The organism is Arthrobacter sp. Soil762, assembly GCF_001428335.1.
GTDB lineage: Bacteria > Actinomycetota > Actinomycetes > Actinomycetales > Micrococcaceae > Arthrobacter.
On the sequence record NZ_LMSG01000001.1, the window covers coordinates 170,875 to 183,498 of the forward strand.

At 65.5% G+C, this 12,624-nt stretch carries 14 protein-coding genes; 8 read left to right on the forward strand and 6 right to left on the reverse strand.

What is annotated here, in order from left to right:
- Position 1: 1 nt before the first annotated feature.
- Genes ASG77_RS00770 through ASG77_RS00780 form a run of 3 tightly spaced genes read right to left on the reverse strand, consistent with a single transcriptional unit; the run spans position 2 to position 1,602 of the window.
- A complete protein-coding gene (locus tag ASG77_RS00770; protein WP_056339857.1) occupies positions 2-895 on the reverse strand; it encodes an SURF1 family cytochrome oxidase biogenesis protein in 894 nt (297 codons plus the stop codon).
- Positions 896-1,171 (reverse strand): hypothetical protein, encoded by a 276-nt coding sequence (locus tag ASG77_RS00775; protein WP_056339860.1) that lies wholly within the window; start codon positions 1,169-1,171, stop codon positions 896-898.
- Entirely contained in the window at positions 1,168-1,602 is a 435-nt protein-coding gene (locus ASG77_RS00780; protein ID WP_056339863.1) for a DUF3099 domain-containing protein, read from the reverse strand. Before ASG77_RS00780 ends, ASG77_RS00775 begins: the two co-directional genes overlap by 4 nt.
- A gap of 143 nt (positions 1,603-1,745) precedes the next feature.
- Between ASG77_RS00780 and fabG the strand changes: the two genes are divergently transcribed.
- Positions 1,746-2,471 carry a 3-oxoacyl-ACP reductase FabG gene (gene fabG / locus ASG77_RS00785; protein ID WP_056339866.1) on the forward strand — a complete coding sequence of 242 codons (726 nt, stop codon included), beginning with the start codon at positions 1,746-1,748 and terminating at the stop codon, positions 2,469-2,471.
- Positions 2,472-2,512: 41 nt separating this feature from the next.
- Here fabG and ASG77_RS00790 read toward each other — a convergent pair whose 3' ends face one another.
- On the reverse strand, positions 2,513-2,890 hold the full coding sequence (locus tag ASG77_RS00790; protein WP_056339869.1) for a DUF5655 domain-containing protein: 378 nt from the start codon (positions 2,888-2,890) through the stop codon (positions 2,513-2,515).
- A gap of 159 nt (positions 2,891-3,049) precedes the next feature.
- Between ASG77_RS00790 and ASG77_RS00795 the strand changes: the two genes are divergently transcribed.
- Together ASG77_RS00795 and ASG77_RS00800 are read left to right on the forward strand one after the other, a co-directional pair.
- A complete protein-coding gene (locus tag ASG77_RS00795) occupies positions 3,050-3,802 on the forward strand; it encodes an SDR family oxidoreductase (RefSeq protein ID WP_056339872.1) in 753 nt (250 codons plus the stop codon).
- A 172-nt stretch (positions 3,803-3,974) separates the two neighbouring features.
- Positions 3,975-4,820 (forward strand): VOC family protein, encoded by an 846-nt coding sequence (locus tag ASG77_RS00800; protein ID WP_235564222.1) that lies wholly within the window; start codon positions 3,975-3,977, stop codon positions 4,818-4,820.
- 45 nt (positions 4,821-4,865) lie between these two features.
- Here ASG77_RS00800 and serB read toward each other — a convergent pair whose 3' ends face one another.
- A complete protein-coding gene (gene serB / locus ASG77_RS00805; RefSeq protein ID WP_056339878.1) occupies positions 4,866-5,759 on the reverse strand; it encodes a phosphoserine phosphatase SerB in 894 nt (297 codons plus the stop codon).
- A 166-nt stretch (positions 5,760-5,925) separates the two neighbouring features.
- Here serB and ASG77_RS00810 point away from each other — a divergent pair, with 166 nt between their 5' ends.
- From ASG77_RS00810 to ASG77_RS00830, 5 genes are all read left to right on the forward strand, one after another.
- A complete protein-coding gene (locus ASG77_RS00810; protein WP_056339880.1) occupies positions 5,926-6,711 on the forward strand; it encodes an ABC transporter ATP-binding protein in 786 nt (261 codons plus the stop codon).
- Between the two features lie 15 nt (positions 6,712-6,726).
- The gene (locus tag ASG77_RS00815) at positions 6,727-7,512 is read left to right on the forward strand and encodes a sulfite exporter TauE/SafE family protein (RefSeq protein WP_056339883.1); all 786 of its coding nucleotides are present in this window, start codon (positions 6,727-6,729) and stop codon (positions 7,510-7,512) included.
- 7 nt (positions 7,513-7,519) lie between these two features.
- Positions 7,520-8,344: a TrmH family RNA methyltransferase gene (locus ASG77_RS00820; protein ID WP_056339885.1), complete on the forward strand. Its 825-nt coding sequence runs from the start codon at positions 7,520-7,522 to the stop codon at positions 8,342-8,344.
- Positions 8,345-8,466: 122 nt separating this feature from the next.
- A complete protein-coding gene (locus ASG77_RS00825) occupies positions 8,467-8,724 on the forward strand; it encodes a type B 50S ribosomal protein L31 (RefSeq protein WP_056339888.1) in 258 nt (85 codons plus the stop codon).
- A 110-nt stretch (positions 8,725-8,834) separates the two neighbouring features.
- Positions 8,835-9,926: a lipoate--protein ligase family protein gene (locus tag ASG77_RS00830; protein WP_056339892.1), complete on the forward strand. Its 1,092-nt coding sequence runs from the start codon at positions 8,835-8,837 to the stop codon at positions 9,924-9,926.
- A gap of 51 nt (positions 9,927-9,977) precedes the next feature.
- On the opposite strand, the gene pepN is transcribed toward ASG77_RS00830, so the two are convergent.
- Positions 9,978-12,614 (reverse strand): aminopeptidase N, encoded by a 2,637-nt coding sequence (pepN, locus tag ASG77_RS00835; protein ID WP_056339895.1) that lies wholly within the window; start codon positions 12,612-12,614, stop codon positions 9,978-9,980.
- Between the last annotated feature and the right edge of the window lie 10 nt (positions 12,615-12,624).

Consider the following 12,624-nt stretch of genomic DNA (forward strand, 5'->3'; position numbering starts at 1 on the left):
GTCAGTAGCCCTGCGCGTCCAGGAGAGCGTCTTCCTCTTCTTCGGCGGTCGCCTTCTTGCGCTTGCGGGCCACGGGCGGACGACGGCGGGCTGCCGCAGCAGCGGAGTGGACGGTACTGCCCGAATCCGTCAAGCCTTCTTCGCCCGCCGCGGCGTCCTCGGCGTCGATCGCGGCATTCCTGGCCTGCTGCCGTGCGGCGTACCCGAAGCCCACGAACATCAGCACCCCAAACGCGAACCACTGCAACGAATAGGACAGGTGCGTGCCTTCTTCGGTGGCCGGCTTCGGGAACGGTAACGGCATGTCAGCGGGGGCGGGAGATTCAGACGCCAGCTGCCCGTAGGCGCCGGTGAGTACGGGATAGCCCAGTTGGTCCGCGTAAGTGGGGAGATCGATGGAAGCAAGCTGGCCGTCGGGGGCGCCGCGGTCCAACTGCGGCTCGCCGTGCTTGAGGCGGACGACGGCGGTCACGGGCCCGGCGGGAGGCGCCGGGATGGAATCCGGACTGCCCGGGTTCTTGTTGCCGATGGGCAGCCAGCCGCGGTCGATCACCACGGTTTCACCGGTCTCCAGCTTGAACGGGACAACCACCTCATACCCGGGCTGCCCGTTCAGTGGACGGTTGCGGACAATCCGCTGGCCGTCGGGATCATACGTGCCCTGGAGTTCCACCTGGGTCCATTCCTTCGACGGGTCCAGGGCGGAGAACTCGTCCCTCGCCTCGTCGAAGGAGATGGGTGTGGCGGAATAGTTGGTGACCACGCGGTTGATCTCCGCGAGGGTCTCTGCGCGGCGGTCCATCTGCCAGCGGCCGAGGAAGACGCAGGCAGCGGCAAAGATGGCGGCAAGCAGGAGGTATCCCAGCCACTTGCTGGAAAAGAGGAAGCGGTACATTCAGCCGTCCTGCCCTACCGGCGCCCGGCCGGTGTCCTGCCCCGAATCCAGGACCAGGGTTTCCTTCCAGAGCCCGCGGGTCTGGAGGTAATCTTCCAGCCAGTCACGGTGGTCATCGCAGGCAAGCCAGGTCTTGCGGCGGTCCGGCGTATGGATTTTGGGGTTGTTCCAGAGCAATTGCCAGGAAGCTTCCGAGCGGCAGGCCTTGCGGGAGCACATGGCCGCCATGGCCGGCGGGGGACCAGCGGTCCCTGCAGCCAGGTCAAAAATGTTCATGAGGCGCGCCGTTCCTGTCCTTGCGTGGGTTCGTCGTCGTCGTCAATGAGCTCGCCCTGGATCACCGCGGACGTGGAGCCGCCCTGTTCCGGCGACCCGGACGGGCTTTCCAGCTCGGCAAGCGGCGCCGAGTCCAGCAGCGAGTCGCTGTGGACCTCCGCCTGGTCGCTGCCATTCGCGATCACCACCGCGATCCACGGGAGGAAGACTGCACCGGCGACCATTACGAGTTTGAACCAGCCGTCCACCACAAAAATGAGGATGAGGCAGACCATGCGGATTCCCATGGCCAGCGCGTACTTGATCATGCGCTGGCGCATGTCCTCCGAGTGGGCGGCCGCCGCGTCCGTAATGCTGTGGACCCCGGAATCCCCAGAGAACCTTTCGGGATCTCCAGGCACGGACTGTCCAGCATGGTTTTCAAGGGTCACGGCTGATTGATCACGCTCCAAAGGCTTGCCTCAATTCTCTCACCATCGTCAGTGGTGCCCAAACGCGGGCTAAGATCGGAGGCAGCAAAATCACACCCCGTCCTACCCGCGGCTGCACATGCCGCAGAATCCCGGAGCGTTTTATGTCTGAAGCACCTACAGCGGCCCGCAGCGTCCTGATCACCGGTGGAAACCGCGGCATCGGCCTGGCCATCGCGCAGGCTTTTGTTGCCAACGGCGACAAGGTGGCCGTGACTTACCGGAGCGCGTCGGAGCTGCCGGCCGGGATTCTGGGTGTGAAGGCCGATGTGACTGACGAGGCCTCCGTGGATGCTGCCTTCGCCGAGGTGGAAGCTGCCCACGGTCCCGTTGAAGTCCTGGTGGCAAACGCGGGAATCACCAAGGACACACTCCTGATGCGCATGAGTGAAGATGACTTCACATCCGTGATCGATACCAACCTCACCGGCGCATTCCGCGTCATCAAGCGCGCCTCAAAGGGCATGATTCGGATGCGCAAGGGCCGCGTGGTCCTCATTTCCTCGGTCTCCGGACTCTATGGCGCGCCGGGCCAGATCAACTACTCCGCTTCCAAGGCCGGCCTGGTGGGCATCGCCCGCTCCCTGACCCGCGAGCTAGGTTCGCGCGGGATCACAGCAAACGTTGTAGCCCCCGGATTCATTAACACCGACATGACCGCGGAACTGCCCGAGGCCACCCAGAAAAACTACCTCGCCGGCATTCCTGCCGGCCGGTTTGCCGAGGCGTCGGAAGTGGCCAACGTGGTCCGTTGGATTTCCAGCGACGAGGCGGCCTACATTTCCGGTGCCGTCATTCCCGTTGACGGCGGACTCGGCATGGGCCACTGACCACGAAACGCTGACAACAGAATACTGACCCACGCGGCCCGTCAGGCGGCGGCGTCAAACGCTTCCCGCAGCCAGGCGGTGACCTCGGCGTCGACGTCCCCAGCGGTGTTCAGTTCCAGGTGGTGCATCCACACGCCGTGGGACGGCTGGACCACTTCCTTAAACCTGGGCGAGTCAATTCGCCGGGAAAGTGCGATGGAAAGAACCGCCGGCACCCCGGTCCTGAGGTGCCGGCGTGGATTCCAGACGTAGGCGAAGCCGCGCCGGTTCCGGAAAGCCATCTGGCTGCTTGTGGTGCGCACGGTCGCCGGCACGGCGTTCATGATGGCGCAGTGGACTGCCTCGCAGAGTTGAAGTCCGCCAGGTGAATCCCTGAAGACTTCCTCCGGTGTGGAAGCAGTGCCGGCGCTGCCCGTCATAGGGGGAGCATACGCCGGGCGGAACACCGCAGGGAGGCTCTACGGAACTACGGTGAACTGCCTTCTTTGTGGGGGTCGCACAAGCGAATGTAGGGGAGGCGCTGGCATGATGGACTCCAGACATCATGCGATTTAGACGTTTCGAACAAAGGAGCCCATATGGGACTGCTGGACAACAAAACCGCCATCGTGACCGGATCCTCACGGGGAATCGGCGCCGAAGTGGCCAAGAACCTCGCTGCCGAAGGCGCTGCCATCGTAGTGAATTACCGCCAGAAGGCGCCGCGCGCCAACAAGGTGGTCGCAGGAATCGAAGCTGCCGGCGGCCGCGCCACGGCCGTCGGTGCGGACCTCACCACCCAGGAAGGCGTGCAGGCCCTGGCCAGCGCCGCCATGGAGAACTTCGGTTCGCTGGACGTCCTGGTGCTCAACGCTTCCGGCGGCATGGAGTCCGGCATGGCAGACGACTACGCCCTGAAGCTGAACCGCGATGCGCAGGTCAACATGCTCAACGCCGCCGTGCCCCTGATGAAGGAAGGCTCACGCGTGGTCTTCGTGACCAGCCACCAGGCCCACTTCATCGACTCCGTGCCCACCATGCCAGAATACGAGCCCGTTGCCCGCAGCAAGCGTGCCGGCGAGGACGCCCTGCGTGAGCTCCTGCCGAACCTGGCGGAAAAGGGCATCTCGCTGGTGGTTGTCTCCGGCGACATGATCGAAGGCACCGTCACCGCGACGCTGCTGGACCGCTCGAACCCGGGCGCCATTGAAGCCCGCCGCGCCGAGGCCGGAAAGCTCTACTCCGTGGAGGAGTTCGCTGAAGTTGTGGCCAGCATGGCCACCGCCGACGTCGAATCCGGCCACACGGAGTACGCCGGCGGCTCCGACTACTTCGGCAAGGGCGCCGAGTAGCGCTTCCGGCATCCCGCAAGGGCCGTGTTTCCACGCGGCAAACCCATCACCACGACGAGCCCCGGGCAGCACTCCTGCCTGGGGCTTTTGTCTGCCGTGACGCCTGGCGTGTCTGTCGAGGGCATTGCCGGGGGCGTTGTCTATGGGGTCAGGGCCGCCTAGGGTTTTACGCATGGCACAGCAACGAGACGTGACGGGCCGTAGCTATCCGGCAGGTGTTCCCTGTTGGGTGGACACCGAGCAGCCCGATGTGGACGCCGCCATGCACTTCTACGGCGGGATCTTCGGGTGGGAGTTCGAGGACATTGCCCCGTCCGGCAGCACCGGCAGGTACGTCATAGCCACCCTTGACGGCCAGGATGCCGGCGCCATCACGGGCCCCGGAACCGGTGCCGCGACGTGGAACACCTACGTCTCCGTCGACGAAGCAGATGCTGCCGCGCGCCACCTGCTCTCCGTCGGCGCAACACTGAAATCGGCCCCTGCCGATGCGGGCTCAGGAGGCGTGCAGGCCGTGCTGGCGGATCCGGAAGGCGCCGAGTTCCGCATCTGGCAGTCCCGCGAGCGGCTCGGTGCCCAGGCCGTCAACCTTCCCGGCGGATGGAACTTCAGTGATCTCCACACCACAGACACCGGGGCAGCAGTCGCTTTCTACGCGAAGGCCTTCGGCTGGCAGTTCGACAACCTGGACTTCGGAATCATGATCCGCCGCCCCGGATACGGTGATCACCTTGAGGCCACCGTGGACCCCAACATCAGGGTCCGCCAGTCGGGCGACCTCGTGCCCCGCGGCTTCGAGGACGCTGTTGCCTGGCTTGCCTCCGCGGCGCCGGGTGAGCGTCCGCAGTGGCTCGTGACGTTTACTGTCGCGGACCGGGACCGTGCGTCCGAGGATGCGGAGCGCCTCGGCGCCGTCATCCTGGGGCAGGACGATACCGAGTGGACGCGCACCGTCCTGATCCGGGATCCCGGCGGAGCCGTATTCACCGCGAGCCAGTACACGCCGCCGACGGGCTGAGCGGACCAGGTTGGTGGACCCGGCCGGCGGGACGGAGCCTGCGGCTCAAACGCCGGCGATGTGGCGCACGGCGTCGAGGTACGGCATGTTGATCGCAGAGTCCGCAACGGCCCGGACCGCAGGTTTGGCATTGAACGCCACTCCCATCCCGGCGGCCCCGAGCATGTCCAGGTCGTTGGCGCCGTCGCCCACGGCAATGGTGTGTTCCATCGCGATTCCTTCTGCGGCCGCCCACTCGCGCAGGTACTTTTCCTTCGCCGCACGGTCGATGACGGCACCGAGCACCTTGCCGGTAAGGGCGCCGTCCACAATCTCAAGTTCGTTCGCCAGCCAGTAGTCCAGGCCCAGATCCTCAGCGATGGGACCCAGGATCTGGTTGAACCCGCCGGACACCACGGCCACCACGTGGCCTGCAGCCTTGAACGCCGCAACCAGCTCCGCGGCACCTTCGCTCAGCTTCACTTCCGCCCGGACGGAATCGACGACGGCGGCCGGCAGCCCTGCGAGCACGGCCACCCGCGCGTGGAGGCTCTGCGCGAAGTCCAGTTCACCGCGCATCGCCGCTTCGGTGACTGCCGCCACCTCCTCCCGCTTGCCCGCATAGGCTGCCAGAAGCTCGATGACTTCCTGCTGGATCAGCGTCGAATCAACGTCCATGATCAACAGCTTCCGCGGAGCCGCACGAAGGCCAGCGGGAACGATGGCGGTGTCCAGGCCATCCTGCGCCGCTTCGGCCACCGCCCGGCGGAGGGCCGAAATGCCGGCGTCCGTGCCATCCGCGACGGCGACCTCGGCAGTGTGGACCTCAAACCGGCTGTCCCCGCCCCTTGATTCGGATTGGAGCGTTGCTCCACTGCCCGTCAGGGTGGAGCGCAGCTTGTCGAGCCCGGAGGCAGTCAGTTTTGGGCCATAGCTGACCGCAGTCACGTTCGAAGTCATGGCTGCAATCTTAGCCAGCGGGGAAGAGCCGCCCGAATTGATTGCGCCACGTGATGGCGAACCCGTGGGCCGGCAAGCAGACGGGCCGTGGCCGTGACTGTGACAAGCGTCGCTGTCCACGTTTCAGTTATCAGTCCGTCCCTGTTTTGTCCTAGTGTCTACTCCTATGAGTGATGTTCTTGAATTGGCCGCCGTCAGCGTTGTCCGTGGGTCTAAGACGCTCCTGAACAAGGTGGACTGGCAGGTCAAGGAGGGCGAGCGCTGGGTCATCCTGGGACCCAACGGCGCAGGCAAGACCACTCTTCTTCAGATTGCCGCAGCCCGCCTTCACCCCACCAGCGGCATGGCCGGCATCCTCGAGGAGATCCTCGGCTCCGTGGACGTGTTTGAACTCCGTCCGCGCATCGGCCTGTCCTCTGCCGCACTGGCCAATCAGATTCCTGAGGATGAGACCGTCCTGAACGTTGTGGTCACGGCCGCCTACGGCGTTACGGGCCGCTGGCGTGAAGGCTATGAGCGGGCCGACGAACGCCGCGCTTTCAGGCTGCTCAACGACTGGGGCATGGGGCCCCTGCTCAATAGGAAGTTCGCGTCCCTGTCCGAGGGCGAGCGAAAAAGGGCCCAGATCGCCCGCGCCCTTATGACGGATCCTGAGCTCCTCCTCCTGGACGAGCCGGGCGCCGGCCTGGACCTGGGTGGACGCGAGGAACTGGTGCACCGCCTCAGCGAGCTCGCCCGCGACGAATCTGCGCCGGCCATCGTCCTGGTCACCCACCACCTTGAAGAAGTCCCGCCCGGGTTCACGCACGCCATGCTGCTCCGGGACGCGAACGTGGTTGCGTCGGGCCCCATTACCGAGGTGCTGACGGCTGAGAACCTGAGCCAGACGTTCGGCCTTGAGCTTGACGTAAATGCCAGCGCGGGCAGGTACACCGCCGCCGCACGCCGCTAGCGCGGTCCTGCCCCCGTGGAGCTCCTCAGCAGCATCCTTGTGTTTTTCGCCGGCCTGTGGGCCGGCACCATCAACGCCGTTGTAGGGTCCGGCACCCTGGTCACCTTTCCGGTCCTGATCGCCCTCGGCATTGCGCCGGTCACGGCCTCCATCAGCAATGCCACGGGGCTCGTGGCAGGCAATGCTGCCGGCGCCTGGGGATACCGGAAGGAACTCAAAGGCCGGGGCCGGCAACTGCTCAGGCTGCTTCCGGCCTCCCTGCTGGGGGGCATCAGCGGCGCGTGGCTGCTGCTGCACCTTCCCGAAGTGGTGTTCCACTACGCGGCTCCGGCCCTGATTGTCCTCGCACTGCTGATGGTGGTCTTTCAGCCCCGGCTCCAGCAGTGGGTGCGGGCCAGGGAGGAAAACCCCGAGCACGCCCTCAAAGACAAAAGCCACGGCCTGCTTCTGGTTGTGCTGGTGTACCTGGCCGGCGTCTACGGCGGCTACTTTGTGGCGGCCCAGGGAATCCTGTTGGTGGGCATCCTGGGCGTCTTCATGACGGGAACCATCCAGAACGCCAATGCCATGAAGAACATCCTGGTCCTCGGCGTGAATGTCGTGGCGGCGGCCTCCTACCTGTTGTTCGCCTTCGGCCGCATCAACTGGGCCGTAGTGGCCATTATCGCGGTCAGTTCCCTCATCGGCGGCGTCATCGGTTCCAAGGTGGGGCGCCGGCTTTCGCCGCCGGTCCTTCGCGGTGTGATCTTTGCCCTCGGCCTGGTGGCGCTGGGCTTTATGATCGCCAACCTGCTGAAATAATCAGCCGGTGACAATCCACTATCTTGAATCCGCCGGGGACCCCCGCGTCTCCGACTACACGCAGCTGACGGACGTGCACCTCCGGAAACTCCGCGAACCGGCCGAAGGAATGTACATCGCCGAATCCTCGCGGGTCCTCCGCCGGGCGTTGGCGGCTGGCCACCGGCCACGGTCATTCTTCCTGGCCGAGAAATGGCTGGCTGACCTGCAGGATGTCCTCAGTGCCTACCCGGACGTTCCCGCCTTCATTGGCAGCGCCGCCCTGCTCGAAGAGATCACCGGCTTCCACCTCCACCGCGGCGCCATGGCGGCCATGCAACGGCCGGAACCGGCGCCCCTCCACGAGCTGCTGGCTGGCGCGCGCCGGGTCGCTGTCCTGGAGGACATCGTGGACCACACCAACGTGGGTGCCATCTTTCGGTCGGCTGCGGCCCTGGACGTCGATGCCGTCCTGATTTCGCCGCGCTGCGGCGATCCACTCTACCGCCGCAGTGTCCGGGTCAGCATGGGAACGGTCTTCCAGGTGCCCTGGGCGCGGCTGGAGTCCTGGCCGCAGGACCTGTCGCTGCTCAAGGAAGCCGGCTTCACTGTGGCCGCGTTGGAACTCACCGGGGACGCCGTGGACGTGGATGCGCTTGCCGCACGCAATCCGGACCGGCTGGCCCTGGTGCTCGGTACCGAAGGTGCCGGCATGAGCGCCGAGACGCTCGCCGCCGTCGACCTCGCCGTGAAGATCCCCATGCGCGCCGGCGTGGACTCCCTCAACGTGGCGGCCGCCTCCGCCGTGGCGTTCTGGGAACTCCGGCCCCGCGGTTCGCAGGGTCCGCGTTGATCAGCTATTATTAACAGCTGGCTGTCCTGCGCTTTCTGCCTTGCGGCAGTGAAGCAGACACCAGCCATCCCATTCATACCTGGCAGCTGGCAAAATCCAGTTGTGCGAACAAAGGCCCCATTATGAAGTCTGATATCCACCCGAAGTACGAAGCTGTTGTTTTCAACGACCTGGCTTCCGGCGTCAAGTTCCTGACCAAGTCCACCGTGTCTTCCAAGAAGACCATCGAGTGGGAAGACGGAAACACCTACCCGGTCATTGACGTCGAAATCTCCTCCGAGTCCCACCCGTTCTACACGGGCAAGCAGCGCATCATGGACTCTGCAGGCCGCGTCGAGCGCTTCAACGCTCGCTTCAAGGGCTTCGGCGGCGCGAAGTAATTCACCCCCCCAAGGTTCTTTGGAAAGCCCGCACCGGCAACGGTGCGGGCTTTTTGCGTCTGGGGTCTTGTCGTTTCGGGGAGCCCCTATCGTGGGGCAGGATGGATGTCATGACTGCCTCGCCGTTTGCCGCTGAAGACCGCCCCCGCAGCCACCACGGTGAGTACAAAGTCCCCGGCGGCAAACTTGTGGTGGTGGATTTCGACGTTGTGGACGGTGTCCTCGCCGACGTCTCCCTCAGCGGCGACTTCTTCCTCGAACCCGACGAGGCGCTTCCTGCCATCAACCGGGCGCTGACCGGACTTCCGGAAAGCACGACGGCGGCGGAGCTGTCCGCGGCCGTCACGGCTTCGCTGCCTCCCGGCGCAGTCCTGTTCGGCTTTTCTGCCGACGCCGTGGCTGTCACCATACGCCGTGCCCTGGCCAGGGCCACGTCCTGGACTGACCACCACTGGAACATCATCGCTCCCACCGTGCTGCCCACGCATATCAACGTTGCCCTGGACGAGGTGCTGACCGAAGAGGTGGGCGCCGGCCGCCGCAACCCCACCCTGCGGTTCTGGGACTGGGAAGAACCGTCCGTGGTGATCGGCAGCTTCCAGTCCGTCCGGAACGAGCTGGATCCCGACGGCGTCGCCCGGCACGGCATCACCGTGGTCCGCCGGATCAGCGGCGGCGGAGCCATGTTCATGGAGCCCGGCAACTGCATCACGTACTCCCTATACCTGCAGCAGACGCTCGTGGACGGGATCAGCTTCGCGGACTCCTACACATTCCTCGACGCCTGGGTGATGGCCGCACTCGAGAAAATCGGGGTGACCGCGTTTTACGTGCCCCTGAACGACATCGCGACGGACCAGGGCAAGATCGGCGGCGCTGCCCAGAAACGCCTGGCCAACGGCGGCATGCTGCACCACGTCACCATGAGCTACGACATCGACGCCGACAAGATGGTGGAGGTGCTGCGCATCGGTATGGAGAAGCTCTCGGACAAGGGGACGCGCAGCGCCAAGAAGCGGGTTGATCCGCTGCGCCGGCAGACCGGGCTGGCCCGCACGGAGATCATCGCGGCCATGATGGAAGTCTTCACCGAACGGTACGCCGCCACCCTCTCCGAACTCACTGCCGCCGAGCTCACTGCCGCCCGGGACCGGGTGACCACCAAGTTCGGCGCCGAGGATTGGCTGCACCGGGTCCCGTAAGAACCTCATCGATTGCTCCGTAGGGGCCCTTATGAGCGCTCTAAAGGGCGGTTACGGAGCAATCGATGAGGAGTTTGTGGCCTGTGCGGTGAGCGCCCTCAGAAGGTGGCTCCGCTGCTCCACAATGATCCGGCGCAGCGCCCGCGGCGCGTCAGAGTTGGCCGTCAGCCAGGCATCCGTGCGGAGCACCACGGCGTGCTCCGCAGGCAAGGTCCCCGCCGGCAGATCCTGCGCCAGGGGATAGAGCCCCCGGACGATCCGGCTGGCGATTTCAATGCTCCTGTTGTCCCAGACACCGCGGAGGCACTCGAAGTACGGCTCCACAAAGGGTTCCAGCAGGGCAGCAGAGGCGGTGGTAAATCCAACGATGGTGGCGCTGAGCAGCTGGTTCGACAGCTCCGTCCCCTCCACGGCAGAGTGCCATGCGGTGGCCTTCACACCAGGCTCCGGACGGGCGGCGAGGGCTGTGGCGTGGCCCGCCCGGCCCGAGGCGGTGGTGTCGCGTTCGAGTTCTGCGTCCAGCTCTTCGGGGGTGGCCTTCCCGTTGGCCGCCAGGGTGTGCCAGAAACTCCAGCGCAGCTCGGCGTCCACGACCAGGCCGTCCACCACCGCCGTGCCGTCCAGAAGGCCCCTGAGCCGGGGGAGGAGGGCAGCGTCGTGACGGCTGACGGCTGCGAGCGTCCGCGCCCAGGCCAGCTGGTGGTCCGAGCCCGGCGCTGCCTTAGCCAACTGGGCGTCGGCCGCCGCCAGGAAGGAGCCGCGCACCGCGTCGCGTTGGGCCAAGGGGGTGTAGCGTTCGACGGCGGTGGCGGCGTTCTCGAGGATGTTCAGCAGCACGCCGACTCCCGTTTCGGACGGGCCGAACGACGTCACGGCCTCCACGTAGCGGGAGGCCGGGCTTTCCCCGTCGCGGGCGGAGTTCCACAGCGCGGTCCAGCAGAGGGCGCGGGCCATCGGATCGGTGATGCGGTCCAGGGATGCCAAAACTGCTTCCTCGGACACCGGGTCCAGGCGGACTTTTGCGTAGGTCAGGTCATCATCGTTGACGAGCAGGAGGGCGGGCCTCGGCTGCCCGGCCAGTTCCGGGACCTCCGTCCGCGCTCCGGCAACGTCCGTTTCGACACTGCCGGTGCGGACCAGGGCGCCGTCGGCGTCGAAGTTGTACGAGCCCACCCGCAGCCGGTGCGGCCGCAGTTCCTCCCGTCCGGTAACGGGGTCCACTGCAGCCTGGACGATCGTTACGGCGCCGAGGGCGCCGTCGTGCGTGCCCGTCTCCAGCGACAGTGTGGAAATGCCGGAGGTCTGAAGCCACGCGGCAGCCCAGCCGGCAAGGTCCCGGCCGGAAGCAGCGCTGAGGGCCTTCAGCAGGTCCGCCAGGGTGGTGTTTCCGTAGGCGTGTTCGCGGAAGTACTGCCGTGAGCCGCTGATGAACGCCTCGAATCCGACGTAGGCCACCAGCTGCTTCAGCACCGAGGCGCCCTTGGCGTAGGTGATGCCGTCAAAATTCTGCTTGGCGGCCTCAAGGTCAGGGATGTCGGCAACGATCGGGTGGGTGGTGGGCAGCTGGTCCTGGACGTAGGCCCACGCCTTGCGCTTGTTGGCGAAGTTCACCCAGGCTGTCTCCCAGTCCGTGGCACGGTCCACACCGAGGGTACCCATGTAGTCCGCAAAGGACTCCTTCAGCCACAGGTCGTCCCACCACTGCATCGTGACGAGGTCGCCGAACCACATGTGCGCCATTTCGTGCATCAGCGTGTTGGCCCGTGCCTGGTACTGCGCGTCGGTGGCGCGGGACGTGAACACATAGCTTTCAGTGAACGTGACCAGCCCCGGGTTTTCCATCGCGCCCAGGTTGTATTCGGGCACAAAGGCCTGATCGTATTTCCCCCACGGGTAGGGAAAATCGAAAAGCCGGTTGAAGAAGTCCAGCCCGTTTTTGGTCAGGTGGAAGAGCTCCGCGGCATCGAACGATTCCGCCATGGAAGCCCGGCAGTACAGCGCCAGCGGAACCTCCAGCTGCGTGCCGTCGTCGAGCGTGGCGCTCCAATGGTCCTGGGCTTTGAAGTACGGCCCGGCGAGCACTGTAGTGATGTATGTGGACATGGGCCGGGTGGTGGCGAAGTCCCAGCGGCTGGTGGCCGGATCGCTGGTCAGTTGTGTCCGGGCCGCTTCCACGCCGTTGGAGGCCACCTCCCAGCCGGACGGTGCCATCACGTGGAATGTGTACTGGGCCTTGAGGTCAGGCTGTTCAAAGTTCGCGAACACTCGCCGGGCGTCGGCGGGCTCATACTGCGTGTAGAGGTAGCACTGACCGTCGGCCGGATCCACAAAGCGGTGCATGCCCTCGCCGGACCGGCTGTACAGGGCGGTACCGGTGACGGTGACCTGGTTCTCTGCCTGCAGGTTGTCCAGGAGGATCCGGGAACCGTCCACAACGTCGGCCACGGGCAGCGCTTTGCCGTTGAGGAACACGCTGTGGACCTCACCGGCGATGAAATCCAGAAATGTGGACGCCACCTGCCCCTGGCCCGGCACGGCGGCGGAGAAGTTGATAACGCTGCGGCTGGTGTAGCCCGCCACGTCCGGGTCCGCTGCGTGCCGCACATCCAGGGAGACGTCGTAACTGTGGGTGCTGATCAGGGCTGACCGTTGAGCGGCTTCATTGCGCTCCAGATTCTCATGTGACACTCAGCTATCT

Bases quoted from the DNA above. Each gene is read 5' to 3' on its own strand.
- serB (WP_056339878.1), bottom strand. From the start codon at position 5,759: ATGACTTCGAACGTGACTGCGGTCAGCTATGGCCCAAAACTGACTGCC.
- ASG77_RS00775 (WP_056339860.1), bottom strand. From the start codon at position 1,171: ATGAACATTTTTGACCTGGCTGCAGGGACCGCTGGTCCCCCGCCGGCC.
- fabG (WP_056339866.1), top strand. From the start codon at position 1,746: ATGTCTGAAGCACCTACAGCGGCCCGCAGCGTCCTGATCACCGGTGGA.
- ASG77_RS00830 (WP_056339892.1), top strand. From the start codon at position 8,835: ATGACTGCCTCGCCGTTTGCCGCTGAAGACCGCCCCCGCAGCCACCAC.
- ASG77_RS00770 (WP_056339857.1), bottom strand. From the start codon at position 895: ATGTACCGCTTCCTCTTTTCCAGCAAGTGGCTGGGATACCTCCTGCTT.
- ASG77_RS00825 (WP_056339888.1), top strand. From the start codon at position 8,467: ATGAAGTCTGATATCCACCCGAAGTACGAAGCTGTTGTTTTCAACGAC.
- ASG77_RS00810 (WP_056339880.1), top strand. From the start codon at position 5,926: ATGAGTGATGTTCTTGAATTGGCCGCCGTCAGCGTTGTCCGTGGGTCT.
- ASG77_RS00790 (WP_056339869.1), bottom strand. From the start codon at position 2,890: ATGACGGGCAGCGCCGGCACTGCTTCCACACCGGAGGAAGTCTTCAGG.
- ASG77_RS00795 (WP_056339872.1), top strand. From the start codon at position 3,050: ATGGGACTGCTGGACAACAAAACCGCCATCGTGACCGGATCCTCACGG.
- ASG77_RS00800 (WP_235564222.1), top strand. From the start codon at position 3,975: ATGGCACAGCAACGAGACGTGACGGGCCGTAGCTATCCGGCAGGTGTT.